At 57.9% G+C, this 26851-nt stretch carries 27 protein-coding genes; 13 read left to right on the top strand and 14 right to left on the bottom strand.

The features are described 5' to 3' along the window. Positions 1 to 2: 2 nt before the first annotated feature. The 10 genes from ACR2TX_RS12530 to ACR2TX_RS12485 all read right to left on the bottom strand — a co-directional run bounded on the left by ACR2TX_RS12530 (position 3) and on the right by ACR2TX_RS12485 (position 9051). The gene (locus ACR2TX_RS12530) at positions 3 to 1424 is read right to left on the bottom strand and encodes a cytochrome b (RefSeq protein ID WP_077728102.1); all 1422 of its coding nucleotides are present in this window, start codon (positions 1422 to 1424) and stop codon (positions 3 to 5) included. Between the two features lie 5 nt (positions 1425 to 1429). Further along, a complete protein-coding gene (gene petA / locus ACR2TX_RS12525) occupies positions 1430 to 2023 on the bottom strand; it encodes a ubiquinol-cytochrome c reductase iron-sulfur subunit (RefSeq protein WP_077728101.1) in 594 nt (197 codons plus the stop codon). Between the two features lie 179 nt (positions 2024 to 2202). Beyond that, positions 2203 to 3294, bottom strand: coding sequence for a histidinol-phosphate transaminase (hisC, locus tag ACR2TX_RS12520; RefSeq protein WP_156879547.1), 1092 nt, complete (start codon positions 3292 to 3294; stop codon positions 2203 to 2205). Then, positions 3291 to 4604 carry a histidinol dehydrogenase gene (hisD, locus tag ACR2TX_RS12515; RefSeq protein WP_434111864.1) on the bottom strand — a complete coding sequence of 438 codons (1314 nt, stop codon included), beginning with the start codon at positions 4602 to 4604 and terminating at the stop codon, positions 3291 to 3293. The genes hisC and hisD overlap by 4 nt, the downstream gene beginning before the upstream one ends. A 5-nt stretch (positions 4605 to 4609) precedes the next feature. Next, positions 4610 to 5254, bottom strand: coding sequence for an ATP phosphoribosyltransferase (gene hisG / locus ACR2TX_RS12510; RefSeq protein ID WP_156879546.1), 645 nt, complete (start codon positions 5252 to 5254; stop codon positions 4610 to 4612). Between the two features lie 10 nt (positions 5255 to 5264). Next, positions 5265 to 6530: a UDP-N-acetylglucosamine 1-carboxyvinyltransferase gene (gene murA, locus ACR2TX_RS12505; RefSeq protein ID WP_077728097.1), complete on the bottom strand. Its 1266-nt coding sequence runs from the start codon at positions 6528 to 6530 to the stop codon at positions 5265 to 5267. An 18-nt stretch (positions 6531 to 6548) separates the two neighbouring features. Then, positions 6549 to 6893, bottom strand: a complete 345-nt coding sequence (locus ACR2TX_RS12500) for an STAS domain-containing protein (RefSeq protein WP_166642485.1) — start codon at positions 6891 to 6893, stop codon at positions 6549 to 6551. 24 nt (positions 6894 to 6917) lie between these two features. Beyond that, on the bottom strand, positions 6918 to 7418 hold the full coding sequence (gene mlaD / locus ACR2TX_RS12495) for an outer membrane lipid asymmetry maintenance protein MlaD (RefSeq protein ID WP_077728095.1): 501 nt from the start codon (positions 7416 to 7418) through the stop codon (positions 6918 to 6920). Continuing rightward, the gene (gene mlaE, locus ACR2TX_RS12490) at positions 7418 to 8200 is read right to left on the bottom strand and encodes a lipid asymmetry maintenance ABC transporter permease subunit MlaE (protein WP_077728094.1); all 783 of its coding nucleotides are present in this window, start codon (positions 8198 to 8200) and stop codon (positions 7418 to 7420) included. The genes mlaD and mlaE overlap by 1 nt, the downstream gene beginning before the upstream one ends. 29 nt (positions 8201 to 8229) lie before the next feature. Continuing rightward, positions 8230 to 9051: an ABC transporter ATP-binding protein gene (locus ACR2TX_RS12485; protein WP_077728093.1), complete on the bottom strand. Its 822-nt coding sequence runs from the start codon at positions 9049 to 9051 to the stop codon at positions 8230 to 8232. A gap of 177 nt (positions 9052 to 9228) precedes the next feature. Here ACR2TX_RS12485 and mtgA point away from each other — a divergent pair, with 177 nt between their 5' ends. Beyond that, positions 9229 to 9918 carry a monofunctional biosynthetic peptidoglycan transglycosylase gene (gene mtgA / locus ACR2TX_RS12480; protein ID WP_077728092.1) on the top strand — a complete coding sequence of 230 codons (690 nt, stop codon included), beginning with the start codon at positions 9229 to 9231 and terminating at the stop codon, positions 9916 to 9918. 201 nt (positions 9919 to 10119) lie between these two features. Here mtgA and ACR2TX_RS12475 read toward each other — a convergent pair whose 3' ends face one another. Both ACR2TX_RS12475 and speE read right to left on the bottom strand, forming a co-directional pair. Next, entirely contained in the window at positions 10120 to 10383 is a 264-nt protein-coding gene (locus tag ACR2TX_RS12475) for a DUF4404 family protein (RefSeq protein WP_077728091.1), read from the bottom strand. Positions 10384 to 10441: 58 nt separating this feature from the next. Then, positions 10442 to 11290 carry a polyamine aminopropyltransferase gene (gene speE, locus ACR2TX_RS12470; protein WP_077728090.1) on the bottom strand — a complete coding sequence of 283 codons (849 nt, stop codon included), beginning with the start codon at positions 11288 to 11290 and terminating at the stop codon, positions 10442 to 10444. Positions 11291 to 11364: 74 nt separating this feature from the next. Between speE and speA the strand changes: the two genes are divergently transcribed. From speA to ACR2TX_RS12455, 3 genes are read left to right on the top strand one after another with little or no spacing between them, the layout of a single operon-like run. Further along, positions 11365 to 13239, top strand: a complete 1875-nt coding sequence (gene speA / locus ACR2TX_RS12465; RefSeq protein WP_156879545.1) for a biosynthetic arginine decarboxylase — start codon at positions 11365 to 11367, stop codon at positions 13237 to 13239. Between the two features lie 30 nt (positions 13240 to 13269). Further along, positions 13270 to 14130: an NAD(P)-dependent oxidoreductase gene (locus ACR2TX_RS12460; RefSeq protein WP_434132461.1), complete on the top strand. Its 861-nt coding sequence runs from the start codon at positions 13270 to 13272 to the stop codon at positions 14128 to 14130. Continuing rightward, entirely contained in the window at positions 14127 to 15407 is a 1281-nt protein-coding gene (locus tag ACR2TX_RS12455) for a PepSY-associated TM helix domain-containing protein (protein WP_434132293.1), read from the top strand. The genes ACR2TX_RS12460 and ACR2TX_RS12455 overlap by 4 nt, the downstream gene beginning before the upstream one ends. A gap of 190 nt (positions 15408 to 15597) precedes the next feature. Here the strand turns inward: ACR2TX_RS12455 and ACR2TX_RS12450 are convergent, their stop codons facing one another. Together ACR2TX_RS12450 and ACR2TX_RS12445 are read right to left on the bottom strand one after the other, a co-directional pair. Continuing rightward, positions 15598 to 16839, bottom strand: coding sequence for a sialidase family protein (locus ACR2TX_RS12450; RefSeq protein WP_077728088.1), 1242 nt, complete (start codon positions 16837 to 16839; stop codon positions 15598 to 15600). Positions 16840 to 16983: 144 nt separating this feature from the next. Further along, on the bottom strand, positions 16984 to 19275 hold the full coding sequence (locus ACR2TX_RS12445) for a TonB-dependent receptor family protein (RefSeq protein WP_077728087.1): 2292 nt from the start codon (positions 19273 to 19275) through the stop codon (positions 16984 to 16986). A 558-nt stretch (positions 19276 to 19833) separates the two neighbouring features. Here ACR2TX_RS12445 and ACR2TX_RS12440 point away from each other — a divergent pair. The 9 genes from ACR2TX_RS12440 to ACR2TX_RS12400 all read left to right on the top strand — a co-directional run bounded on the left by ACR2TX_RS12440 (position 19834) and on the right by ACR2TX_RS12400 (position 26840). Further along, the gene (locus ACR2TX_RS12440) at positions 19834 to 20541 is read left to right on the top strand and encodes an energy transducer TonB (protein ID WP_077728086.1); all 708 of its coding nucleotides are present in this window, start codon (positions 19834 to 19836) and stop codon (positions 20539 to 20541) included. A 13-nt stretch (positions 20542 to 20554) separates the two neighbouring features. Further along, positions 20555 to 21217 carry a MotA/TolQ/ExbB proton channel family protein gene (locus ACR2TX_RS12435; RefSeq protein ID WP_077728085.1) on the top strand — a complete coding sequence of 221 codons (663 nt, stop codon included), beginning with the start codon at positions 20555 to 20557 and terminating at the stop codon, positions 21215 to 21217. A gap of 2 nt (positions 21218 to 21219) precedes the next feature. Further along, a complete protein-coding gene (locus ACR2TX_RS12430) occupies positions 21220 to 21627 on the top strand; it encodes an ExbD/TolR family protein (RefSeq protein ID WP_077728084.1) in 408 nt (135 codons plus the stop codon). Between the two features lie 118 nt (positions 21628 to 21745). Further along, positions 21746 to 22756, top strand: coding sequence for a KpsF/GutQ family sugar-phosphate isomerase (locus ACR2TX_RS12425; protein WP_434132291.1), 1011 nt, complete (start codon positions 21746 to 21748; stop codon positions 22754 to 22756). Beyond that, complete coding sequence (gene kdsC / locus ACR2TX_RS12420) at positions 22756 to 23292, top strand: 3-deoxy-manno-octulosonate-8-phosphatase KdsC (protein ID WP_077728083.1); 537 nt, start codon at positions 22756 to 22758, stop codon at positions 23290 to 23292. The genes ACR2TX_RS12425 and kdsC overlap by 1 nt, the downstream gene beginning before the upstream one ends. Further along, a complete protein-coding gene (gene lptC, locus ACR2TX_RS12415) occupies positions 23292 to 23867 on the top strand; it encodes an LPS export ABC transporter periplasmic protein LptC (RefSeq protein ID WP_077728082.1) in 576 nt (191 codons plus the stop codon). The genes kdsC and lptC overlap by 1 nt, the downstream gene beginning before the upstream one ends. Beyond that, positions 23854 to 24555: a lipopolysaccharide transport periplasmic protein LptA gene (lptA, locus tag ACR2TX_RS12410; protein WP_240502362.1), complete on the top strand. Its 702-nt coding sequence runs from the start codon at positions 23854 to 23856 to the stop codon at positions 24553 to 24555. The genes lptC and lptA overlap by 14 nt, the downstream gene beginning before the upstream one ends. A 3-nt stretch (positions 24556 to 24558) precedes the next feature. Beyond that, on the top strand, positions 24559 to 25284 hold the full coding sequence (gene lptB / locus ACR2TX_RS12405; protein WP_077728081.1) for an LPS export ABC transporter ATP-binding protein: 726 nt from the start codon (positions 24559 to 24561) through the stop codon (positions 25282 to 25284). Positions 25285 to 25376: 92 nt separating this feature from the next. Next, positions 25377 to 26840, top strand: a complete 1464-nt coding sequence (locus tag ACR2TX_RS12400) for an RNA polymerase factor sigma-54 (protein ID WP_077728080.1) — start codon at positions 25377 to 25379, stop codon at positions 26838 to 26840. The last annotated feature ends 11 nt before the right edge of the window (positions 26841 to 26851 follow it).

Here is a 26851-nt window from a genome sequence, read left to right as displayed (position 1 = left end):
TCTTATTTGCTTCCGTAAGTTTTCAGCCATCCGGTTACCGCCGATAGCCGTTCTTTTACGTTTTGATAATAGGGATGGGCTCCAACAGCCTCTAACCGCGCTTTCACGTTCCGATAGAACGCACTGGTCCGAACTGCCTCCACGCCGCGTTCGACCATCCGCCAATGCTTGCCCTCGCGCTTGCTTAGCGGAATAACGGGTTCGGCCAAGCGTTCGGGTACCGGTTTGGTTTTTTCAAAACTCGGATAAAACGGCATCAAAAGCAGGAAAGCGAAATAAATGATCGTGAACAGCCGAGCAAACGCCGTTGCAGTCGGCGTGACGGGCTTGGTTCCGAGTATGCCGAGTCCGAAAAAACTCACCACGAACAACGCCAGCGCGATTTTAAAAATCCCCCCTCGGTAGCGGATCGATTTCACCGGCGAGCGATCCAGCCACGGCAGCAAGAACAGCAGAACGATCGATGCCCCCATCGCCATGACGCCGCCCAGCTTATTCGGAATCGCGCGTAACACCGAGTAAAACGGCGTGAAGTACCATACCGGCTGAATGTGCTCGGGCGTCGCCGCCGGATTTGCCGGTTCGAAGTTCGGATGCTCCAGGAAATACCCGCCCACTTCCGGCATGTAGAAGATGACGATCGAACAGACGATCAGGAAAATGACCGCGGCGTACAGATCCTTGACGGTGTAATACGGATGGAACGGTATGCCGTCGATCGGAACGCCGTTTTCGGCCTTCTGTTTCTTGATCTCGATGCCGTCTGGATTGCTGGAACCCGTGGTCCGCAGGGCGACCAGGTGAAACACCACCAGAATCAGGATGGCCAGGGGAATCCCGACGACGTGGAGCGCGAAAAACCGGTTCAAGGTCGCATCGGCGACCACGTAATCGCCCCGGACCCATATCGCGAGGTCTTCGCCGATGACCGGAATCGCACCGAACAGCGAGATGATGACCTGCGCTCCCCAGTAGGACATTTGCCCCCAAGGCAGCAGATAGCCCATGAAGGCTTCCGCCATGAGGAGCAGGAAAAGCGTCATGCCGAACAGCCAGATCAGTTCCCGAGGCTTCTTGAAAGAGCCGTAGAAGATCGCCCGGAACATGTGAACGTAGATGACGATGAAAAACATCGACGCGCCCGTCGAGTGCATGTACCGGAGCAGCCAGCCGTAATCGACATCGCGCATGATGTATTCGACCGAATCGAACGCGAGTTCGGCCGAGGGCTTGTAGTGCATCGTCAGAAAAATCCCGGTCAGGATCTGATTGACGAGTACGAGTATCGCCAGGGAACCGAAGAAATACAGGAAATTGAAATTCTTCGGAACGTAGTATTCAGTGAGCTGGCTTGTCCAGAGCTTCGTGACCGGAAACCGCTCGTCCAACCAATTCAAAAGAGCTTTTGCTTTTTCCGAAGCCATCTCGCCTACTCCTCGCCGCCGCTCATACCGATTACGATGCGCGTATCGCCTACAAAGTGATAAGGCGGAATTACCAGATTGGTCGGTGCCGGAACCGCCTTGTACACGCGCCCCGCCAAATCAAAGCGAGAGCCGTGGCAGGGGCAGAAAAATCCGCCCTTCCAGTCCGGCCCCAAGTCGGCGGGTGCAACTTCGGGACGATAGACGGGAGAACATCCGAGGTGGGTGCAGATGCCGACAGCGACAAAAATCTCGGGCTTGATGGACCGAAACTCGTTAGTCATCGCTTTCGGCTGTTCCGACTCTTTCGACCGGGGATCACGCAATTGGTCGTCGAGCGTCGGCAGGATCGCCAAGCTGTTGGGAGTTCTGTTCAATATCCAAACCGGCTTGCCCCGCCACAAGACGCGAATCAATTGTCCTGGCTCGATCTTGCTGATATCGACTTCCACCGGAGCCCCCAAGGCTTCTGCCTTGGCGCTGGGCTTCATGGACGAGATGAACGGCGCCGTCGCGGCGCCGGTGCCTATGGCGCCGATAACCACCGCCGCCTGGGTTAAAAAACGGCGTTTGTCGATATCCACGCCTTCAGTAGTCATGCCAACATCTCCCGAGTACCCCTCTAAGCTAGGTCTTATCGTTTTCAATTGTATTTGGTTCTAATTCCGGAACCCGCCAGTTCCATATCGTTGAATCGTTATAGTTGACAATGCGTTTCTCCAGGGGGGAGGATTTTGTTTGAGAAAGGCTCAGAAAGCAATAGCACAGGATATATGCCCTACGAAGCCAGAACGTTCGCAAGCGCCTTAAGGAATTTGCGATTTTCCTCCGGCATTCCGATGGTTACACGCAAACACCCCACCAGCCGGCCGCCGGAAGGGTGCAGATTCTTGATCAAGACGCCCGAATCTTTCAGCTTCCGAAACACTTGATTGGCATCGTGCCGCAACAGCCTGAACAAGATGAAATTAGCGTCGCTCTGATAGACCTGGACACCGGAAAGCCGGCCAAGTTCTTCGTATAAGTACTGCCGGTCCTGCAAAATGAGCCCCACCTGAGCCTCTAGCACACTCCGCTTCTCGATGGCGAATTCGGTGCTGATTTGGGTCAATACGTTGACATTGTATGGCAGCCGAATCTTGTCGAATTCGTCGATCCAGGCCTTGGCGCCGGCCAAGAAACCCAAGCGCAGCCCCGCCAGCCCCAATTTGGACAGTGTGCGCATGACTAGGAGCCTATCGAATTCCGCGAGTCGAGGCATGAAGCTGCGCCCCGCATAGGCCGTGTAGGCTTCGTCCAAGACCACCAATCCCGGAGCTATTTGCAGGATTTCGGCGACATCGTCGGTATGGAACAAATTGCCGGTCGGGTTGTTGGGGTAGGCCAGAAAGATCACGGCAGGTCGATGCGTCTCGATCGCCGCCCGCATCGCGTCCATGTCCAGAGCAAAGTCCGCTTCCCGCAAGGGTACGCCTACAAACTTGAGCCCCAAGCAGGACGCGATCTGCCGGTACATGACGAAAGTCGGCTCGGGCGCCAAAACCGTCGCGTCGCGTCCTTGCAGTGCCATGAGAATGATCTGAATGATTTCGTCGGAACCGTTCCCCATCAGGAGATCGGCTTCCTCGGGCACCCCGTAAGCTTCGCGCAACTTGGCTTTGAGCCGGTTGCACGAGGGATCGGGATAGCGATTCGGCTGAGCTTCGCGGAGCCGGGCCAGCCATTCCTCGACCATGTCATCCGGCCACGAATAAGGATTTTCCATGGCATCCAATTTGACGTAACCCGAAGAATCCGGAACGTGATAGGCCGACAAAGCCAGTATTTCCGGTCTCAGCAAGGAACAGACCTTGCTCGCGAGATCGCTCATGAGCGTTCTACGATCCGGTATTCGGCGGAGCGCGCATGAGCCGTCAGTCCCTCGCCTCGTGCCAGCACGGACGCGGTCCTCGCCAATTGGTCGGCGCCTTGCGGTGAGCAGAAAATCAGGCTGGACCGCTTTTGGAAATCGTAAACGCCCAAAGGCGACGAAAATCTGGCGGTCCCCGAGGTGGGCAGCACGTGATTGGGACCGGCGCAGTAGTCGCCCAAGGCTTCCGCCGTATAGCGGCCCATGAAAATGGCGCCGGCATTGCGGATTTTGGTAGCCAAACTTTCCGGATCTTCCACGGAAAGCTCAAGGTGCTCGGGCGCGATGCGATTCGCCACCTCCGCCGCCTCGTCCAGATCCCGGACTTCGATCAGAGCGCCGCGGCGGGACAGCGAGGTCCGGATGACTTCGGCCCGCTCCATGGTCGGCAACAGACGGCGTATGCTCGCTTCCACCGCATCCAGATGAGCGCGGTTCGGACTGACCAGTATCGCCTGGGCATCCTCGTCGTGCTCGGCCTGCGAAAAAAGGTCCATGGCAATCCAGTCCGGGTCGGTGCCGCCGTCGCTGATGACGAGAATTTCCGACGGGCCCGCCACCATGTCGATGCCCACCTGGCCGAACACCAGCTTTTTCGCGGTAGCCACGTAGATATTGCCGGGGCCGACGATCTTGTCGACGCGCGGCACCGTGGCGGTGCCGTAAGCCAGCGCCGCCACCGCCTGCGCGCCGCCGATCCGAAATACGCGGTCTATGCCGGCAAGATAAGCGGCCGCGAGAACCAGGGGATTGGTCTCGCCGCCCGGAGTCGGAACCACCATGACGATCTCCGGCACGCCGGCCACCTTCGCCGGAATGGCGTTCATCAATACCGACGATGGATAAGCCGCCTTTCCGCCGGGCACATAGACGCCGACCTTGTCCAAGGGCGTCACTTGCTGTCCCAGCACCGTGCCGTCGGGTTCCGCATAGCGCCAGGAGTCCATCTTCTGGCGCTCGGCGTACAGCCGGATGCGATCCCCGGCCTTCATCAACGCCTCGGCCGATTCGGCGGGCAAACCGTCCCACGCCTTTTTCAGCTCGTCGCGCGACAGTTCGAGACCCGAGGCGTTCACCGCGTCGAAACGGTCATAAAGACGGGTGAGTTCTATCAGCGCGGCATCGCCCTCCTTCCGGATACGCGCGATGATGTCCATCACCCGCGCGTGAATCGCCGCGTCCTCGGCTTCGTCCCAGGCCAAAACCGCGTCCAGACCCTTCGCGAAATTCGCTGACCCCGCTTCGAGACGGGTAATCGAGATATCCAACATGGTGCTTACCCCGCTTGCTTGCTGCGTTCGCTGACGACTTGCCTCAATTCTTCGACGAAGGACGTGACCTCGCGGTGCTTCATCTTCATCGCGGCCTTGTTGACGATGAGCCGGCTGCTGACGTCCATGATCAGATCGCGCGGCTCGAGTCCATTGGCCTTCAGCGTGTTTCCGGTGTCGACGAGATCGACGATGCAGTGGGCCAAACCTACGAGAGGCGCCAGTTCCATAGAACCGTAAAGCTTAATGATATCCGCCTGAATGCCGCGGCTGGCGAAATAACGGTGGGTAGTTTTCACATATTTGGTCGCCACCCGCAATCGACCTCTCGGCACGGGCGCCGAATCCTTCATGGCCGCCGTCATCAATCGGCAGCGGGCAATGCCCAGATCCAGCGGCTCGTACAGCCCTTGGGCATCGTACTCGACCAATACGTCCTTGCCGGCGATTCCGAGATCGGCGGCTCCGTATTCCACGTAGGTGGGCACGTCGGTAGCCCGGATAATCAGGAACTGAACATCCTCGCGATTGGTCGGCAGGATCAGCTTACGGCTCTTGTCCGGATCCACGGTCGGAGCTATCCCGACCTGCGCCAGCAGCGGGAGCGCCTCCTCGTAGATACGTCCTTTCGATATGGCTAGAGTGAGCATGCGGGGCGTTTCAATTGGGTATGCGGCGTATCTCCGCGCCGAGCTGCGATAGCTTCTCTTCGATGCACTCGTATCCGCGATCGATATGATAAATCCGGTCGACGATGGTCTGGCCTTCGGCCACGAGTCCGGCCAGCACCAGGCTTGCCGAAGCCCTCAAATCGGTGGCCATGACCGGTGCAGCCGTCAGGTTCGGCCTGCCCTGAACGATGGCGGTATTGGATTCCAGCTGGATGTCGGCCCCCATGCGCTGCATTTCGTGCACATGCATGAACCGATTTTCGAACACGGTCTCGGTGATCACGCCGACGCCCTCGGCAACCGTGTTCATGGCCGTGAATTGCGCCTGCATATCGGTCGGAAACGCCGGATAGGGCGCGGTGCGCAGCGATACCGCTTGCGGCCGATTGCCCTGCATGTCGAGTTCGATGGTCGAATCGGTACACGTGATCAGCGCCCCGGCCTCGCGAAGCTTGGCCAAGACCGCGTCCAACAAATCCGGGCGGGTATTCTTCAATTTGACCCGGCCGCCGGTCATGGCGGCGGCCACCAGATACGTGCCGGTCTCGATGCGGTCCGGCAGGATACGGTAGTGCAGCCCGTTGGCGGATAGGGATTCGACACCTTCGATTTCCATGATGTCGGATCCCGCGCCGTAAACTTTCGCGCCCATCTGATTGAGGAAATTGGCCAAATCCACCACCTCGGGCTCGCGCGCGGCATTTTCGATGATGGTCGTCCCTTTCGCGAGCACCGCCGCCATCATGAGATTCTCGGTGCCGGTAACCGTAACCTGATCCAGAACCAGGCGGCAACCTTTGAGACGCTTGGCGCTGGCGTGAATATAGCCGTTCTTCACATTGATATCGGCTCCCATCGCGGCCAGACCGTGCAGGTGCAGATTCACCGGCCGGCTGCCGATGGCGCAACCGCCGGGCAGCGAAACCTCGGCACGGCCGAAGCGCGCCAACAAGGGCCCCAAGACCAGAATGGAAGCCCGCATGGTCTTCACGAGCTCGTAAGGCGCGAAAAAATTCTCGATCGGTCCGGAATCCACTTCGATATTGAGCTTTTCGTCCACCATCAGGTGCACTCCCATGCGCCCGAGCAATTCCATGGTGGTGGTAATGTCGTGGAGATGCGGAACGTTGCCGATGATCACGGGCGTTTCCGACAACAATGCACCCGCGAGTATCGGCAATGCAGCGTTCTTGGCCCCCGAAATGCGCAGCTCCCCATGAAGAGGTTTGCCGCCGGTAATAAGAAGCTTATCCATTGTTTGTATATGTTTTTGCTAGTCCGAGATCGATCGATCGACCGCGTCGGTTGAGTCGACGGAAATCAAGTGCTCGATACCGCTGACTCGAGCGATCGCCATGACATGCTGTGGAAGATGCACATAACGCAGTTCTGTCCGGGCTTGCGCCGCCTGCCGCATCCACTCCACCATAAGAGCGACGCCGGCGCTGTCGACGCGGGAGACCCCCCCCAAATCGAACGAAAGCCTGGACGCATCCCGGAAGACGGCCAAAGTCTTCTTCAGCACATCCGCTACGGTCGAAAAGCTCAGCTCGCCCTCGAGCCTGTAGCGGCCTTGACCTTCATCGATAAATTCGAATGGGACGGGGGATTCAGCCATAACGAGCATCGCGTAATTCCGGTATTACTCGGAGGACGTGGCAGCCCCGCCACTCGCTCCGCCGCCTTCCGCTTTGTTGAACAGGAAACGGCTGATGACCTGCTCGAGCACGATCGCCGATTGAGTCAGTTCGATTTCGTCGCCGTCGGCCAGGTGCTCTTCCGCGCCGCCGGGCGACAGACCGATATATTGCTCGCCCAACAGACCGGCCGTAAGTATGCTGGCACTGGTGTCGATCGGAAGCGTGTCGTATTTCGGATCGATCCGCATCTCCACCACGGCTTCGTAGGTTTGATTGTCGAACGATATGGCGCTGACCCGTCCCACCGTGACACCGGCCACCGATACCGGAGCCCGAACTCGCAGACTGCCGATATTTTCGAAGCGCGCGACGATCCTGTAGCTGTCATCGTTGCTCCGCAGTTCGGCGAGATTGCTGACCTGCATAGCTAAGAAAAACAAAGCGATCAAACCAACGGCAACGAACAAACCAACCCAGATCTCGATTGCTTTCGATGACTGCATCAATCCCCCCCGAACATTAAAGCTGTCAGCACGAAATCCCACCCGAGCACGGCGAAGGCCGAATAAACGACCGAGCGCGTGGTCGCCCGGCTGACCCCTTCGGAAGTGGGCACGGCATCGTAACCTTCGAACACCGCAATCCAGGTGACGATGACCCCGAATACCGCGCTTTTGATGAGACCATTAACGATATCATCGTAAAAATCGATTCTGCTTCTCATCTGAGACCAGAACGCACCCTCGTCCACCCCGAGCAACCCGACGCCGACGAAATATCCCCCCATGACGCCGATCATGCTGAACAGCGAGGCCAACAGAGGCATCGACAAACAGCCGGCGAAAAAGCGTGGTGCGATAATGCGTTTTAACGGATCGACCGCCATCATTTCCATTCCGGAAAGTTGTTCGGTCGCCTTCATCAAGCCTATTTCCGCGGTCAAAGCGGAACCCGCTCGCCCCGCAAACAACAAGGCCGTGACCACCGGCCCCAGTTCCCGCACCAAAGAGGCCGCCACCATCACGCCCAAGGTCTGCTCCGCCCCGAAATCGGAAAGTACATTGTAGCCCTGAAGCCCCAATACCATGCCGACAAACAAGCCGGAAACGCTTACCAACAGAATGGTGAGCACCCCCACCGAATAAACCTGCGCCAGCAGCAGGCGAATGCGCCTCAGTATTTCAGGCAGCCCCGTTAGGACATGGCAGATGAACAAATTGGCCCGACCCAACTTTTGCATCGTGCCCAGGGTCGCGTGTCCAAGTTGCTGGAATGGGGCTAACATGGGATTTTCCGAATAAATGACGGTCTATTTCAGGCAGGCGGATTGAGTAAATCGGCCGCATAATCGGGCGCTGGATAATGAAACGGCACCGGACCATCCGCCAAACCTTCCATAAACTGTAGGACCCAAGGCGACTCCGAATGACGGATCGCGTCGGGCGTGCCTTGGCCGACTACCTTGCCCTCGGAAATAAGATAGATGTAATCGGCAATGGATGCGGTTTCTTCGACATCGTGGGATACGACGATGCTGGTGAGTCCCAGTTCCCGGTTCAGGTCGCGTATCAGCTTCACCAGCACGCCCATGGAAATCGGGTCCTGTCCGGTAAACGGCTCGTCATACATGATCATCATGGGATCGAGCGTAATAGCCCGCGCCAATGCCACCCGCCTGGCCATGCCTCCGGAAAGCTGCGCCGGCATCAGGTCGCGAGCGCCCCTTAAGCCTACCGCTTGGAGTTTCATCAAGACCAGAGTCCTGATCATGGACTCGGGCAGTTTGGTATGCTCCCGGAGCGGAAAAGCGACGTTTTCGAATACGTTGAGATCGGTCAGAAGAGCGCCGGTCTGAAAGAGCATCCCTATTTTTTTGCGAAGCTCGTACAAACGACCGAGCGATAGCTCGTGCACTATGCGCCCGTCCACGGTGATCGTGCCGCTGTCCGGCCGCAGTTGACCGCCGATCAGTTTCAGGAGAGTGGTCTTGCCGGTGCCGCTGGGCCCCATGATGGCGGTAATCTTGCCTCTGGGGATGTCCAGATTGACGCCATCGAAGATCTTGCGGCTGCCGCGGCTGAACGTGAGGTTTCTGATAGAAACTAGAACTTCGCCACCCGCATTCCCGCCAGCCATGTTTTGATGAAGCGCCACTTAAATCGGTCGGAAAAATGGCGTATTCTGGCCAGCTATGACGCGTGAGTCAACTTTGAAGCGGCTGCAATGGATCTGACAACCCATTCGAGCCCCTGCCGATTAGTCCGTCCGGGGCGCCGCATCAAAGGAATCTTAATAAAAATCCGCAAACGCGAAATGGCGCTGAGAAACATTCTTCGCAAGTTCATCCTGACGTTCGTCGCCCTCACCGTTATCCCCGTCGCCCTGCTTCGCTGGCTTCCTCCGCCGACCAGCGCGTTCATGCTGCGCGCGCAATTTCTGGCGCTTATCGAAGGAAAACTGGGATTCCGGCCGCGCTATAACTGGGTTTCCTGGGACCACATTTCGCCTTATGCGAAAGTCGCCGTGATCGCCGCCGAAGACCAGTTGTTCGACCGGCACTATGGTTTCGATCTGAACGCTATCGGCCAAGCCTGGAAGCATAACCAGCAGGGTAAGCACGTCCGGGGCGCCAGCACGATTTCCCAGCAAGTCGCCAAGAATCTGTTTCTTTATCCGGGGCAAAACTACTTCCGCAAGGCCTTGGAGGCTTATTTCACTGCGTTGATTGAATTGATGTGGCCGAAGCGGCGGATACTGGAGGTTTACCTGAATATCGCCCAATTCGGCGAAGGAATTTACGGCGTTTCGGCCGCCGGGAAAGCCTTTTTCGCCAAATCGGCATCGAAACTCAACCCGAACGAAGCCGCCCTGCTCGCCGCCGTTCTGCCCAACCCCGTGCGTTTACGTGCGGACAAACCTTCGGCTTATGTGATGCATCGCCGGTTATGGATACTAAGACAGATGAAGCAGTTGGGAGGGTCGGATTATTTGCGGAATGTCTGACGCTCGCCCTTGACCTGCATTTCTCACACCCCTTCAATCGCAGACGGTCGTCCTGGTGCTCCTAGGACGACCGTCTGCGATGGGGAAGAAGTAGGTCGGCAATCCTTTGCCGACAACTGCGTCGGGAAAGGATTCCCGACCTACTTACCGGACCGACGGTCTTGGACCTTCGCCGGACGGCCGTACGATAAACAAAGAGGATCAGATCCCCAGGTTGCTCAAGGCAACCATCAAGTCGTTGAGAATGCCGGTAATGCGGGGATGTTCGACTTCGAACTGCGAAATCGCTTCTTTCATGTCATCCACCAAATGCAGGTGATGCTCGTCTTCCGATGCCTCGAGCCGCCGCTCGAGATCGGCAAGCAGCGTTTCCAGCCGAGCCCTCACTTCCGGGTCGCTGGTATTCAGATGTTCAATCTCGGTGCGCAGGTTGAAAAGCGCTTCGCTTATTTCTTTCTCAGTCATGGGATCTTTTCCTCAAACCCGTCGTTTTCCGCAAATCGTAACACAGGCCGCCGTCCGCTCAAGCCATCGCCGCCCTGAAGAACTCCGGCGCGACGAAAGCTGCCTTATGGATCTCGGCGTTGTAATAGCTCGTTGCAAACGGTTTGTTTCGGGCATCGGCCTCGCGGAAATGGGTCAGACCCGATTTTCCCGCCAGGGTCCCGCTCCACCAGCCAGATGGATAGATGAACTGAGGAAAGAACAAGGTGCGCGTTTCGGGAAATCCCGCCTGGCGCATGGTCTTGTGCATGGCCTCGATCAGCGGCATGTGGAACAGCGGCGATTCGCTCTGCTGAGCCAGAATCCCGTCCTTGCGCAGACAGCGGAAACACTCGCGGTAGAACGCCTCGTTGAATAAGCCCTCGGCCGGCCCCACCGGATCGGTGCTGTCCACGATGATGAGATCGACGCTGTCGGCCGCCGCATCCTTTACCCACTGAATGCCGTCGATGAAGAGCAGCTCGGCGCGCAGGTCGTCGTTCGATTCGCACAACTCCGGAAAATACCGCTCGGCAAGCCGGGTCACCCGCTCGTCGATCTCGATTTGAACCGCCCGCTTGACCTCCGGGTGTTTGAGCACTTCCTTGAGGCTCCCGCAGTCGCCGCCGCCGATGATCCAGACGGTTTCCGGATTCGGATGGGTGTATAGCGCCGGATGGGTCATCATCTCGTGATAAAGAAAATTATCCCGATCGGACACCATCGTGCAGCCGTCGATGACCATGAGCGTGCCCAGCCATTCAGTCTCGTAGATCTCGATGCGCTGAAACGGCGTCTGCTCCTCGTGGAGCTTATCAGTCACCTTCAAAGAGAGCGCGCTCCCGTGTTTCGGATAAACCTCGGTAAACCAGTTTTCGTCGCTCAGCATGGTGTTCCTCGCAATGGAAAAATCGGAGGATTTTCCACATAATTCAACCTTTTTTAAAGAGCTTGGCCACCGAAATGAGTTGGAGTCTAGAGCAGGCGGTCGATACCTACGCCATCGAGCACTGGGGAGAAGGCTACTTCGGCATCAACGACGAAGGCCACGTGGTCGTCCGTCCGACCAAGAATCCGGTGCAAGGCACGGTGGATCTCTTCGAAATCGCCCAGGCGGTACGCCAGGAAGGCTTGTCGCTGCCGGTCCTGGTGCGCTTCACCGATATCCTCCGCGACCGCGTGGGCCTACTGCACAAGGCCTTCGAAAAGGCTCGCCACGAGCACGATTATCGAGGCAGCTATACACCGGTCTATCCGATCAAGGTCAATCAGCAGCGGAGCGTGGTCGAGGGCATTTTAAAAAATGGTCATACGTCAGTCGGCTTGGAAGCCGGCAGCAAATCGGAACTTCTGGCCATACTGGCCTTATCCGATGCCGGCACGGTAATCTGCAACGGCTACAAGGACCGATCCTACATCCGCCTGGCCTTGATCGGACTCAGCCTGGGACTGAACGTCTTCATCGTCATCGAAAAGCTGTCCGAACTGGAGCTGGTGCTTTCCGAATCGCGAGATCTGGGGATTGCGCCGCAATTGGGCGTCCGGATCAGACTGTCCAGCATCGGCGCCGGCAAATGGCAGAACAGCGGCGGCGAAAAATCGAAGTTCGGTCTGCACGCGAACGAACTCCTCAAGCTGATCGTCAAATTGCGAGAAGCCGGCGGACTCGAATGGCTCAAACTGATGCATTTCCACATGGGCTCGCAGGTCGCGAACATCAACGACGTCAAGACGGCGCTGCGGGAAGCCAGCCGCTATTACGCGGAATTGCGGGAACTCGGCGCCCATCTCGCCTGGGCCGACGTGGGCGGCGGACTCGGCGTCGATTACGAAGGCACCCATTCGGTCAGCGACTGTTCCATCAATTACAGCATCGACGAATACGCCCACAGCATCGTGCGCGCCTTTTCGGAGGCCTGCGCCGAATACGGTTTGCCGCATCCTAACCTGATCACCGAATCCGGACGCGCCATGAGCGCGCATCATGCGGTGCTGATCACGAATATCATCGATATCGAATCGGTGGCCGAAGACGGAAGCCCTCCGGCCGAAATCAAGGCAAAACCCTTGCAGGACCTGGCCGACCTGCTCCGCGCCCTGCCCCAGGAGTCGCCGCTGGGCGTGTATCACGACGCGCAATTCGATCTCGCCGAAGCCCGAGCGATGTACGTGCAGGGCAAATTGAGCCTGGCCGAACTCGCCGATGCGGAACGGCTCAACGCAGCCATTTGCCATGCCGTTCATAGGCGCCTCGACATCCGTCTCCGCGCCCATCGCGAGCTGATCGACGAACTCAACGAGCGGCTTGCCGACAAGGTGTTCTGCAATTTCTCGCTGTTCCAGTCCATGCCGGACGCCTGGGCGATCGCACAGGTGTTTCCGGTCATGCCGCTGCAGCGCCTGCACGAGGAACCCACGCGCCGCGCGGTGATCCAAGACCTGACCTGCGATTCCGACGGCCGGATCAATACCTACATCGATCGGCAGAGCCTCGAAGCCACCCTGCCGCTGCATACCCACAAGCCGGGCGAACCCTATCTCATCGGCATCTTCCTGGTCGGCGCCTACCAGGAAATTCTGGGGGACATGCACAATCTGTTCGGCGATACTCATTCGGTCAACGTCGAACTCGATGGAGCCGGCGGCTACCGTTTCATCCAGCCCATGCGGGGCGACGGCGCCCACGACCTGCTGCGCTATGTGCATATCGACCCGGAAGAATTGGAGCGCGCCTATCGCAAGAAGCTGGTCGAGGCGCGGATCCCCTCCGAACAGCGCAAGCGCTTCGAGAGCGAGTTGATCGCCGGCTTGCGAAGCTACACCTATCTCGAGGAGTAAACGGCATTGAACACCGAAGGCAAAAAGGACATTAGGGCGGGCTTCATCGGTCTCGGCGCGATGGGCACTCACATGGCGCGAAACGTGGCCAAGGGCCGTTATTTGGCTTCCGTCTGGAACCGCACCGAAGCCAGCGCGATAACGCTTTCTCAAGAATTGGGCGTACAGTGCGCCGTCTCGCCCGCCCTGCTCGCCACCCATGTCGATGTGATTCTGATTTGCGTCTCTGCCGATGCCGACGTGCTGGAAGTGATTCATGAGCTTCTGCCGGCGCTGCGCCCGAACACGGTGGTGATCGACATGTCCACTGTGAGCAGCGATACCGCGCGAGAAGCCGCCAGACTGGTTGAAAGCAAGGGCGCGGATTTTCTCGACGCTCCGGTGACCGGCGGCGTCGAAGGCGCGAAGAACGGGACCCTCGTGATCATGGTCGGAGGCAAACTCGAGATTTTGGAGCGAGTTCTGCCGGTACTGGAAACCATGGGCAGCCGGATCGTTCACATGGGCGACGTGGGTGCCGGTCAAGCGGCCAAGGCGGTGAACCAGATCATGGCGGCCGGCATCAACGAGGCCGTGACCGAAGCCATGGCATTCGGAGCGGCGCTGGGACTCGACATGCGCAAGGTCATCGACGTCGTTTCCGGCGGCGCGGCCGGAAACTGGTTTCTGGAAAAGCGCGGACCGACCATGACCCAAGGCGTGTTCAAACCCGGCTTCAAGCTCGCCCTGCACCAAAAGGATCTGAAAATCTGCAAGGGCATGGCGGATAAACTGGGGCTCAAACTCCCGGTCACCGAAATGGCCATGAACGATTACGCCAAGCTTATCGCGGAAGGCCACGGCGACGAGGATATCTCGGCTCTCTACCGTCTCAAGCGGCCATCGCCGTGAATTTCGCGCGAACAGCCTGGCTCAGGATCCATCTTTATCTCGCGCTGGGCGGCGGTTTTCTATTCGTCCTGCTGGGGCTCAGCGGAAGCCTCAGCGTCTATCGCGAGGAACTGGACGAACTTTTCAACCCTCGGCTGACGGTCGATGAACCAAAAGGGGAATACCTCCCCTTGGACCGCATCATGGCGGCGGTGCGGGCGGCGCATCCGGACCGTTATGGCGCCTGGGTACTGGAAATGCCCCGCTCCCGCAACGGCGTGATCACCGCCTGGCACGAGAGACCCTTCGAGACTTTGGGCGAGTTCTATGCGCCGCTCATGGTCTCGGTGAACCCGTACACGGCCGAAGTCGTAGCCAGCCGATTCTGGGGCCGAACGGCGGCGACCTGGATATATGACCTCCATACTCAACTGCACTTCGGACGGTTCGGGTGGAACGCCGTCGGCATCCTGGGGCTGTTGCTGATCGTTTCGGCGAGCACCGGTCTCTATCTCTGGTGGCCGGGATTCAGCCGGCTCCTTCAAAGCTTCGCAATCCGGCACGACGCCGGCCTGGCACGACTCGCTTTCGACCTGCACCGCACGCTCGGCCTCTCCAGTGCCGTTGTCCTACTGTTGCTGGCTTTCACCGGATTTCATCTGGCTTATCCGAGCCTGCTGGAAACGATGCTGGGAGCCTCGGATATGGGCCACGGCGACGAGGGTCCGGAAATCGTGAGTACGGCCGCTCCCAATGGCCGTCCCGTCGGCCTGGCCGAAGCGGTTTTGGTCGCGCGGGGGCTGTTTCCGCACGCCGAGGTGAAGCGCGTCGCGACGCCGACCGGGGAAAACGGCACCTACCGCATCAATTTGCGCCGCCCTGGAGACGCGAACATCAAGCACCCGGCCACCCTGGTCTGGGTCGACCGCTGGAGCGGGCAGATTCGCGAGGCGCGCAACCCCAGCACTTTCACCGGCGGGCAGACTTTCATCAGCCGAATATGGCCCTGGCACACCGGCGAGGCTTTCGGCGCGACGGGCCGCTTCGTCTGGTTCTGTGTCGGCCTGATGCCGCTCGTGCTTTATGTAACCGGCCTATTGCACTGGCTGCACCGGCGCGGTTCGATCGCGGATAGGGAGATCGATCTTTCGACACTTCGGCCTAAGCTGGAACGCGCCTGGAGCGCTTTTTTGCGCCAGTCGGCGGACCTTCTCCGCTTTGTCCGCATCTTGGCAGGGTGGGCTCTGGTGCGATTGATGCGCCTCGCCCAATGGGGCAAGCGGCGCTATCTGGATTGAGGTTCGACGAGGACTCCCTTGGCACGTCGCTTTGATGGGTTACGGCGCACTCGCAGCGCATTAGAGCGTTTTTCATGTCGGTGTACGGATTCGTGTCGGGAAGGAAGACTGTAGGTCGGCAATCCTTTGCCGACGACCCCATTGGCCCAACCGCACTCGCGAGTACCCGCACAGCAGGTATGAAAATGTTCTAGCGGCCGGCCCCATCGAGCGCAATCACCTTGAGCCCGTCCTTTTCCGTAGCCCAGGAAACATAAACCCGGTCGCCGTTGGCGTGCAGGAAGGGGTTGTCAGCCCCGCTTTCGGTTTCGGCCAGAACGCGCGGTTCGGTCCAATTCGCTCCGCCGTCGGTCGAGCGCATGGTCTTGAGCTGATTGTTCTTGCCGTCGAACTCCAGCCAAACCAAATCCACCCGCCGCCCCACGCTCAAGACGTGCGGATGGGCCGGCATGGCCGCCGGATTCCCGAACTTGATCGGTTGGGTAAAGTGCGAGCCGACATCGTCGGAATAGGCATAAAACAAACCCGTCGCGTCGGGCGCGGCGCTATACCAGGTCAAGTGATAGCGTCCATCCCTGGCGATCGACAGCCCTGGCCCGTGGTGGGGACAACCTTCTATGTGCCAGTTTTCATGCGTCACCCGAACCGGCCGGCCCGGCTTGTCCCAATCGGCGAATTTGAGCAGCGCATGGTCGCGGATATTCTCGGGATAGACGTTGCGCCAGACGATGAGCGGCAAGCCGTCGATGTCGATGGCGGCCTGCAGCCGGCAGCACTGACAGGTGTAATCGGCCGCCTTGACATTCGGCTTGAAGCTCTTGCCGCCGTCGTCGGACCAGGTGTAATAGAGAGAAGAACCGTTATACGGCTGGTTCTTGGCCTTCGCGGCTTCGACATCCCTCGCGTCCAGCCAGGCAATGAAGATCTTGCCGTCGCGGCTGATCGCCAGACTGTCGAAAGAATGGCCGATGATGTCCAGGTTGTCGTTAACCGTGACCGGCTTGGAGAACGTCTTGCCGCCATCCACGGAGCGGGCGAAGCGGATATAGCTGCTGAAACGTTTTTCCAAACCTTGCGTCCAGGTGAGATAAATCTCGCCTTTCGGGCCGATCGCGATCTTGGGTCGGCTCTCGCCGTGAGCCAAAACGTTTTCCGGCTCGCGATTGACCGCCACCGGCTTGCTCAAGGTCTTGCCGCCATCCTTCGAGGACTGAACATAGATTCGCCCTTGCTGGACCCATGAAAGCCATAACCGACCGTCGGCATCGAATACCACGCTGGGCGTCCGCGCGCATTTTGGTGTCGGAGCGGCCGCCGAATCCTTGCAATAAGCGGGTTGAGAGGAGGACGGGGCGCTCCCGTGCCCGGCCCAGACGAATTGGCTGACCAGGGCCAACGCCGGCAAGCCGACCAATCTGCAAAACACATTCATCAATCTTCACCTTTTCCGGGTTAACACAACCTCAAACGGAAAATAACCGAGAAATCCCTGTCGGGCTAGGCGCCCTGGAGGGACCTCGGGTGGAAAAACGGCGGGCGAGAAGCAGGGCCTCCTCCGCCGCTGGTTGCCAAGCAATCAGTAATCTATCGAGATGCCCCCGAAGATCGTGCGGTCGAAACCGGGATTCAGGATAGCGGTCCCGCTCCGAGTTGCCCTATCAGCCACGCTCGTGCTGGCGACCCATTTTTCGTCCGTGAGGTTACGTCCTTCGACAAACACGTGATAGCCGAGTTTATTGAACGTATTCTTATAGCCGGCACGGGCGCCAAACAAGGTATAAGCAGGCGCCTTGAGGGTGTTGGCGTAGTCCACGTAATAATTGCTGGTCATGCGGATATTCGGGCCGATGTAGAAACCGGAGGGATGTTCGTACACGGCTTCCGCGCCGCCGAAATGATTGGGCGCCCCCGGAATGTAATTGTCGCCGTAGGCGGAATCGTTGTCGTACAGGAATCGCTGATAGGTATAGGTCAATCGCACGCGCAGCAGATCATCCCCCATCAAATCCAAAGGAATGAGAGCGCCCGTACCGACTTCGACGCCCGTATGTGTGGTCTTGTCGGCATTATTGGTGCTCGTCTGAGTCTGACCGGGCAGCAGCGTGGAGAGAATCTCGTTGTTGATCCAGGAATGGTAGACGGCGAGGTCCCAATTGAAGACGCCTGCCTCGCCGCGGGTCCCCACTTCGATCGTCGTCCCCTCCTGCGCATCAAGAGCAGATTCGCTGCTTGTTTGATTCAGCCGCGGATCCCGGAACGCCAATTGGGTATTGGTCGGCGGCTCGTAACTGCGGCTGAAATTGGCGAAGAACTGTTGCTTCTCGGTCGCCTGCCAAAGCAGCCCGACCTTGGGACTGAAGGCGGTGTACCAGCGAGACGCATCCGTCTCGAAGGCGTTGCCGATCTGTGACGTGGGCACGAAGAAATCGGTCAGGCTGCGCCGCTTGGCATGAATGAATTGACCGCCCACCACGAGATCCAGGCTGGAGGTCAATGCGAAACGATCTTCCCCGAAGATTTCGATGTTGAAGGCCTCGCTCTTGGCGTTATTCAGCTTGGTGCCGATCTCCGCGCCCGGCAGGGTGTTGTCCACCGTGCCGTAGGACTTGCCCCAGCCGAAGAAGCCGCCCAGCACGAAGCTGTTACGCGAACCGAACAGCGATCCGTCGTGAGTGAAACGCCAACTGAGGCCGGCGTCCTGCTGCCGGTTGCGGTTGAACGAGCCCGCCAAATTGCCGTAGTCGATCAGAAGACCGCCGCACGCGGGATTATTGATCGTCACGATGCCCTCCGAATCCGGCGTTCCCCGGCAAGGCGAGTTTCGGTTGAAAGAATTAAAAGGCGATAAGGGGTGCCACAGCCGACGATTTTCGTACCAAGCCCCCACCGTCAGCACGTCATCTGGCGTGAACTTGATGGTATGCCGGACATCGCCGCGCAAGGTCTCGAGGTTACGTTGAACGTCGAGGGTTTCGAATTTATTGAAGAACGATCCCGGCGATAGACCATTCTGGGCTTGGTAAGGGTCATCATAATACTGCTCGAACGAAAGAGACCCCGGCAGCTGCAGCTGGTTCTTGCTGGCGAACAGATGCACGCGGGTTTCCTGATCCTCGTTCCAGCGGTAACCGAAATTGGCGTAGCCCCTGGAAATATCCTCTTCGCTATGGTCCCGGAAACTATTGTTGTAGGTCCCGGTATAAGAAACGAAATAATCCAGATCCTCGTTCAGCACGCCGCCGACCATCAGTTGGGGACGGTAGTAATCGTGCGAACCGGTGACGAAGGTCGTATGAATGCCCGGCGTATTGCGGCCGTTGCGCGAGACGAAGTTCACCGCGCCGCCCAAGAAGGCCGAACCGTATTGCAGGGCGTTGGAGCCGCGATAAACCTCGGTGTAAAGCGCGTTCATCGGCTCCAGAAGCTCCGGATTGGTAAAGCCGTCGGTTCCGGTGAGCGGCAGGCCGTCGCGCAGATAGCGCAGCCCCGCCGAACCGAAAGTCAGCGAAGTTCCGGCGCCGCGCACCAGAATGCGGGTTTCGGAATTGCCGTATCGGCTTTGAGAAAAAACACCCGGCGAATAACTCAGGACATCGGCCACGCCACCCGGCGTCGGACGGCTGCGGTACTCTTCGGAATGGATGAAGGTGGTTGCGCCCGGAACCTGGGAAAGCTTGTACTTGGCCGTTTCCGCGCTGGGCGTTGTCAGCGATTCCCCGGTTTCTTCGGGGGCCGTCACTTCGATCGTCTGCAAACGATGTTCTTCGGTATGATCGGCGACAGCGAATCCGGAAAACAATAAATTCAGACTGAAAACCGCCATCCCAACACGAAATGGCGATATCAATACATCCTCCTGCATCTTCATATTTATTTTTTCTTTTATTAAGACCGAGCCTTTTAATAGGAAAATTCGTGCCACTCCTTTTCGTCAGCAACCATCCGGTCCACAGCGGCCATGCACGCTGCCGACAGGCAAGAACTGCGTGATATGCCACACCTCGATGTGTCAAATACCGATATCGCTTTCCGCCAAATCGCTCTTCCCCACCGGAAACGAACATGAGCAATTTTCATTTAGCATTTATTTTCAACGATCTATAAAATACGCCGCCACAACACGATGCTGTCCAGGAACGGAGTCTCCGTGAAACCCAAGATGGGATATCCGGATTGCGTCATATCACACAATCGGACATGCGCGATGAGCTCATTTGTACCGACAGCCTAGATTTGGCGAGCAGCGCTCCACTCAACTTGATATGGACCGATATTTGCTAAGAATAGATGGTCATAGCACCGGTATTTAGACGTTTGGGATTAAAATCCGTATGTAAAATGCTTACACAGTAAAAATTCTCGTTATTATTCTCAATTTGAGTTGTACCCTCCAATTTCTACCGAACCATCACTCGCACATCTGTATATGACTTCGATGTCCGCCGACACCAAGCAAGGATGTCGCTCGTGGCTGGAGACCGCTTTCTCGATCGCTGCCGCAGCGGCACTGCATGCCGCGGTTTGGGCCGCCTGGCTCGCCGCCCCGGTAGACCGGGAACCGGCGGAAACTCCACCGCAACTGCTGGAAGTCTCGCTTGTCGCGGCACAGCCCGAAGCCAGTCCCGAGCCGCCCCAACCGCAGGTACAACAGCCGCCGCCCAAACCCGAGCCCAAACCGGAAAAACCCGCACCGAAAAAACCGGACAAACCTAAACCCAAGCCCAAGCCTAAACCGGTGGCTCGGCCGACACCGGCACCCGAGCCCTCTGAAACTCCGACGCCCAGCGCGCCGGCCACTGTCCCGACCGCGTCGACCCAGGGCAAGCCGGCCGCACCAGCCCCTGCGCCATTCGTCGAAGCCTCTTACAAGGCGCCGGGCCTGAACAATCCGCCGACGCGTTACCCACGTGTCGCGTTGGAAAGACGCTGGGAAGGCAAGGTCACCTTGCGCGTTCAAGTCATGCCGAACGGCTCGGCGGGCGAGATCAAAATCGAAGGCAGCAGCGGCCACGAGATTCTGGACGACGCGACCGTGGATCAGGTCAAGAACTGGCGCTTTATCCCCGCGCGCAGGGGCGACCGGGCCGTGGTCAGTTGGGTTATCGTCCCGATTGAATACAAACTAAAACGATGAAAAAGGCTATCGCATGATTCAGATCTCTTCTACCGATATCGTTCAGATCACCTTAGGGGTGCTGATCGGATTTTCCGTCATTACTTGGAGCATCATCTTTTTCAAGAGCTGGACGCTCTGGAATATCGGCCAGCGAAATCGCGGCTACAGCAAAGACTTCTGGGCGGCGCCGGATCTCGCCACTGCCTCGGGTCTGGAACATTCGGCGAGTGCCTTGGGCCGCATCGCAGGAGCAGGATTCGGCGTTCTCAAGGACATGCGCAGCAAAACCTCGCGCATGCTCGAGTGGAGCGGCGACATCGAGTCGATTCTGGAACGGTCCCTGCGCCAACAGATCAGCCGAGAACGCAAGGATCTGGAACAAGGGCTGTCCATGTTGGCCAGCATCGGCAGCACGTCGCCCTTCGTCGGGCTGTTCGGCACGGTATGGGGCATCATGCACGCTTTGCAGGACATCGGCGAGGCCAAATCGGCCAGCCTGGATGTGGTCGCCGGCCCGATCGGCGAAGCACTGGTCGCCACGGCGATCGGCATCGCAGCGGCCATTCCGGCGGTATTGGCTTACAATTTCTTTTTGAGACGCATCAAGCTATGCGAAGCGGACCTCGAATATTTTGCCACCGATTTCCTTAATCTCGCCGTGAAGACAGGCCTTAAAGCCGACGGGAGCGAGTAACCATGGGATTCAAAACCGATTCGTCTTCCGATCGGGAGGCCATGAGCGAAATCAACGTGACGCCGCTGGTCGACGTCATGCTGGTATTGCTGGTCGTGTTCATCGTCACCGCACCGCTGCTGACCCAGGCGGTGAAAGTCGATTTGCCGAAAACCGAAAAAACCGACCCCGCCCCCGACAAGCACCTCGCCACCATCGCCATCGACGCCCAGGGTCAGATCACCTTGAACGATCAGCCGCAACCGCTGGAAGCCATGGAGCAGCTTCTGCGCGATCTGCAACAGGCCGATCCGGAACTGATCGTGCAGTTCCAGGCCGACACCGCCGTTCCCTACGGTCGGGTCGCGGAAGCCATGGCCGTCGCTCACAAGGCAGGCATTACCAAGCTCGCGTTTGTCACCCGGGAGTGACCGCTTTTGCGGCACCAAATGCCTCCATTCCCATCGCGAATATCCAGGCTCTTGGAAAACCCGAAATCGGTATGCAATATTCATGGCATAATTGCTTCATTTTGAGCAGTTCACACGCATGACGTCGAGCTTACAGCGCACCACACTCGCCACGACCTACGATGAAGACAGCCTGTGCCGGGCCGGACTCAAGGTCGTACGGACCGAGGCCGAGGCGGTAGCCGCCTTGATAGGGCGCATCGACGGTCATTTCGCGGCGGCCTGCAAACTCATACTGGCCTGCAAGGGCCGGATCGCGGTGACCGGAATGGGAAAATCCGGCCACATCGGCGGCAAGATCGCCGCCACTTTGGCGAGTACCGGTACGCCTGCCTTCTTCGTGCACCCCGGAGAAGCCAGCCATGGCGATTTCGGCATGATCACGGCGCACGATGTCGTTCTGGCCTTGTCGAATTCGGGGGAAACCCCCGAGATTTTGGCCATCTTGCACCTGATCAAACGACTCGACGTTCCTTTGATCGGCATGACAGGCAACCCCAAATCCACGCTGGCCAGGCAATCGCTGGTGCATATCGACACATCCGTAAAGGAAGAAGCCTGCCCGCTCGGTCTGGCCCCCACATCGAGCACGACCGCGACGCTGGCGATGGGAGATGCTTTGGCCGTCGCATTGTTGGAAGCGCGAGGATTCACCCGGGAGGATTTTGCATTCGCGCATCCGGGAGGGAGTCTCGGACGGCGACTGTTAACCCGGGTGCAGGACGTCATGCACACCGGCCCGGAAATTCCGGCGGTGCCGGAAACGGCCCTGGTACGCGACGCGGTTCTGGAAATGACGGCGAAAAAGCTCGGAATGACCGCTATCGTCGATAGCGACTATCGAGTGCTCGGAATTTTTACCGACGGCGACCTCCGGCGATTGTTCGAAAAGGCCGGCGATATTCACACCACGCCGATCAATGAAGCCATGACACAATATTGCACCAAAGTTTCGGCCGAACTGTTAGCCGCGGAATCGGTACGCATCATGGAGGAAAAGCGGATCAGCGCTCTCTTGGTCGTCGACGAGGAGAACAGGCTGATCGGCGCACTCAATATGCACGATTTGCTGAGAGCCGGGGTGGTTTGATGCCCGAGCATGCGCCTCAAGACGTGCTGGCTCGCGCGGCCGGCATCCGCCTGGTCATTTTCGATGTGGACGGCGTTCTGACCGACGGCCGGCTTTTTTTCGACCAGCAAGGCCAGGAATACAAAAGCTTTCATGCCCGCGACGGTCATGGCATCAAGTTGCTTCAGGGGACGGGCGTAGCGACGGCAGTGATTTCCGGTCGGCGTTCGCAGTCGGTGGCGCTGCGCATGGAGAGCCTCGGCATTCGTCATGTCTATCAGGGGTACCAAGACAAACTGGACGCGTTCGAGCATCTTCGCAATGAGCTGGCGCTGGCTCCCGATGAAATCGCCCATGTCGGCGACGATCTCCTGGATCTGCCGATCATGCGCCGAGTCGGACTGGCGGTGGCGGTAGCGGACGCCCACTTCAGCATTCGACAGCATGCCCACTGGGTTACGCCCAGTCCCGGCGGAGCGGGCGCCGCACGGGAAGTCTGCGATCTCGTTATGAAAGCCCAAGGCACCTTGCAAGGCGTTATCGAGAGTCATTTCTGATGAGCATTTTTGCTCTGAGATCGCTGGTAACCTATCTGGGATTGGCCACCCTGGCATTGTTTACCTGGTGGCTTGCCGGCGTTTTTATGCCGGCCGAAGAATCTGCCGGACCGAGAACCCACGGAACGATCGATTATTATTCAAAAAACCTGAGTCGTACGCTGATGGACGAAAACGGCAAACCGAAGCAACTGCTGTTTGCCGTAAACCTTACCCATTATGTGGATCAAGACCGTACCGAATTGGTACAGCCGGTTCTGACGCTCTACGGAAAAGACGGACCGCCGTGGGTCATTCATTCCGATAACGCCCTCATGCCGGGCGAAAGCGATACCATATTTTTGAACGGAAACGTCCTTATTCTGCGCGAGCGGGACGAAAACGGCCGTACGCTGAAAATCGTCACCCAGAACGCCAGAGTCCAACCGGACAACAACTACGCCGAAACCGACGAGTTCATACAGGTACTGAGTCCGCCGGACGAACTGACCGGCAATGGCGCACGAGTTCACTTCGGCGATGATTTAAAAGTCACGATTCTTTCCAATGTACGAAGAAAGCATGAATTCCCCTAAGAGCCGCGGCTGCAACTCGGTAGATCCGAGCGACAGCCCCGGATGCGAGACCTACCGTTTTTATCCAATCGCAAACGGCGTCTTCGGGAAGGGGCTGGCCGGCGCTCCCGGCCAGGCCGTTTGCGATTGGAGCACCGGAATGACCCTTCCAATACGTATTCAGCAAGCGTTCCCTGAAAGGATCGTCGGTTTTATTTCAACCCTGCTGATCGCCTTATGGTTTTTATTCGCCGCTGAGAACACGTTCGCATTGGACAGCGACTCGAAGCAGCCGATTTATATCGAAGCCAACACGGCGACTTACGATGAAAAGACCGGCCAAACCGTATACACCGGTGATGTGAAAGCCACTCAAGGCAGCCTCGATGTTCAAGGCGACCAAATGACCGTTTATCAGAAAGGCGGCCAGACCGAGAAAATTATCGTTACCGGAAATCCCACCCGGCTGAAACAAACCCCGGAAGGCGGCAAGGAAGACATTCACGGGACCTCGCAACGTGCCGATTATTTTCCGGATACCGGAATACTGATCCTCTACGACAAGGCATTGGTCTGGCAGGGACAGAATTCGACCGCCAGCGACATCATCGAGTACGACACCAAAAACGGTTTATTCAAGGCCGGCAGCCCCACCACCGGCAGCAAACGCGTACATGTAAAAATGCAGCCGAAAGAGAAATCCGAATAAGCGATGGCGATTCTAGTTGCTACCGATCTACTCAAACGCTACAACAAGCGCAATGTCGTCAACGGTGTCTCGCTGCAAATCCACAGCGGAGAAGTCGTAGGCTTGCTGGGGCCCAACGGGGCCGGAAAAACCACCAGTTTTTACATGATCGTGGGGGTAATACGTCCGGATAGCGGTACAATCTACCTCGACGAACACAACATCACGAATCTCCCCATGCATGCCAGGGCGCAACTCGGCGTAGGCTATCTGCCGCAGGAGCCTTCGATCTTCCGGAAGTTGACCGTAGCCGACAATTTGCGGGCGGTATTGGAATTGCGCAAAGGATTGACCAACGGACAGCGAGAACTGGTGATCGAGGAGCTTCTCGAGGAATTCAGTATCGGCCATCTGCGCAACCAGCCCGCCCTGGGACTCTCGGGCGGAGAGCGCCGAAGAGTGGAAATCGCGCGGGCCCTGGCCTGCGAGCCGCAGTTCATGCTGTTGGACGAACCGTTCGCGGGGGTCGATCCGATCTCGATCATCGACATCCAAAAGATCATCGAGCACCTGAGAGACCGCGGCATCGGTATTCTCATTACCGAACATAACGTGCGCGAGACGCTCGGAATATGCAACCGCGCCTATATCCTCAGCGGAGGCGTCGTGATCGCAGAAGGCACGGCGCAAGACATAGTACAAAACAAGGAAGTACGCCAAGTTTATCTGGGCGAACATTTTTCCCTTTAGACAGTCCCTTTCATGGTTAGTACCTGTGCACTAGAATGGTTCTGATTTTTCACTCTCACACTGCCAACGCGCATTTCTGGACGTAAAGCTTCATGAAGCAAACTCTGCAACTCCGGTTGGGTCAGCAGCTGACCATGACCCCCCAATTGCAACAGGCTATCAAGCTGCTGCAGTTGTCAAGCCTGGATTTACAGCAGGAAATACAACAGGCGCTGGACTCAAACATGATGCTCGAAGTGGCGGAAGACGAAGGCAGCCACGGGGAGTTTCATGACTCGGTAGAAACCCCTGCCCCGTCCAGCGAGCCGGAATTCAAGGAGTTGTCGAATCTCGACGCCCAAACCGATATCCCCCAGGAATTACCGGTCGATACCTCATGGGACGAGGTGTACGACAGTTTTCAGAGCTACTCCGTCGCGGCCTCAGATTCGGACAGCGACGATTTCATTTTTCAGCGGGCGCCGGCCCAGTCCTTGCAGGATTACCTGCACTGGCAGATGGAGCTGACGACGTTCAGCGAACAGGACTACGCCATCGCCACGGCGATTATCGACGCTATCGATGACGACGGCTATCTGACGGTCAGCGTGGAAGACATCCATCAGGGCCTCGTCAATCAAATCAACGGCTTGGAGATCGAGGAAGTGACGGCCGTTCTGCATCGGGTTCAGAATTTCGATCCGCCCGGAGTGGCCGCGCCGGACCTCGCGAATTGCCTGGCGATCCAATTGAATCAGCTGCCCGATGACACTCCGTGGAAAAAGGAGGCGTTCACGCTGGTGACCCGGCATCTGGAGCTCCTGGCCAAGAAAGATCTGGCCAAGCTCAGACGCACGCTGGAGCTGTCCGAAGAGGATCTGAACCACGTGGTGGCTTTGATCCGTACTTTGGAACCCAAACCCGGCCGCAAGATCTCTGCCTCGGAATCTCAGTACGTGATTCCCGATGTGTTCGTGGTCAAGCAGGGAAACGATTGGATCGTCGCTCTCAACCCCGAAATTTCGCCCAAGCTGCGCGTCAATCCGTTTTATTCGGGCATGATCAAGCGCGCCGACAACAGCGCGGACAACGTCACCATGAAGAACCATCTGCAGGAAGCGCGCTGGTTCATCAAAAGTCTGCAAAGCCGGAACGACACCCTGCTGAAAGTGGCTCGCTGCATCGTCGAACGCCAGAAAGACTTTTTGGAATACGGCGAGACGGCCATGAAACCGCTCGTTTTGCGAGACATCGCCGAAGAAGTGGGAATGCACGAATCCACCATTTCCAGGGTTACAACGCAGAAATATATCCACACGCCGAATGGCGTCTTCGAATTCAAGTACTTCTTCTCCAGTCATGTCTCGACGAATGCCGGCGGAGAATGTTCGGCAACCGCCATCAAAGCATATTTGAAAGAAATCATCGAAGGCGAAGATCCGCTGAAGCCTCTGAGCGACCACACGATCGCAGCCATGCTGAAGGGACGGGGCATCAACGTGGCGCGCCGCACCATCGCCAAATATAGGGAAGCCATGGCTATTCCGCCGTCCAACGAAAGAAAACGTGTTTTTTGATAACAATCATC

The organism is Methylocaldum sp. GT1BB, assembly GCF_051027545.1.
Taxonomy (GTDB): domain Bacteria; phylum Pseudomonadota; class Gammaproteobacteria; order Methylococcales; family Methylococcaceae; genus Methylocaldum.
This window is presented reverse-complemented; position numbering and strand designations above follow the sequence as displayed.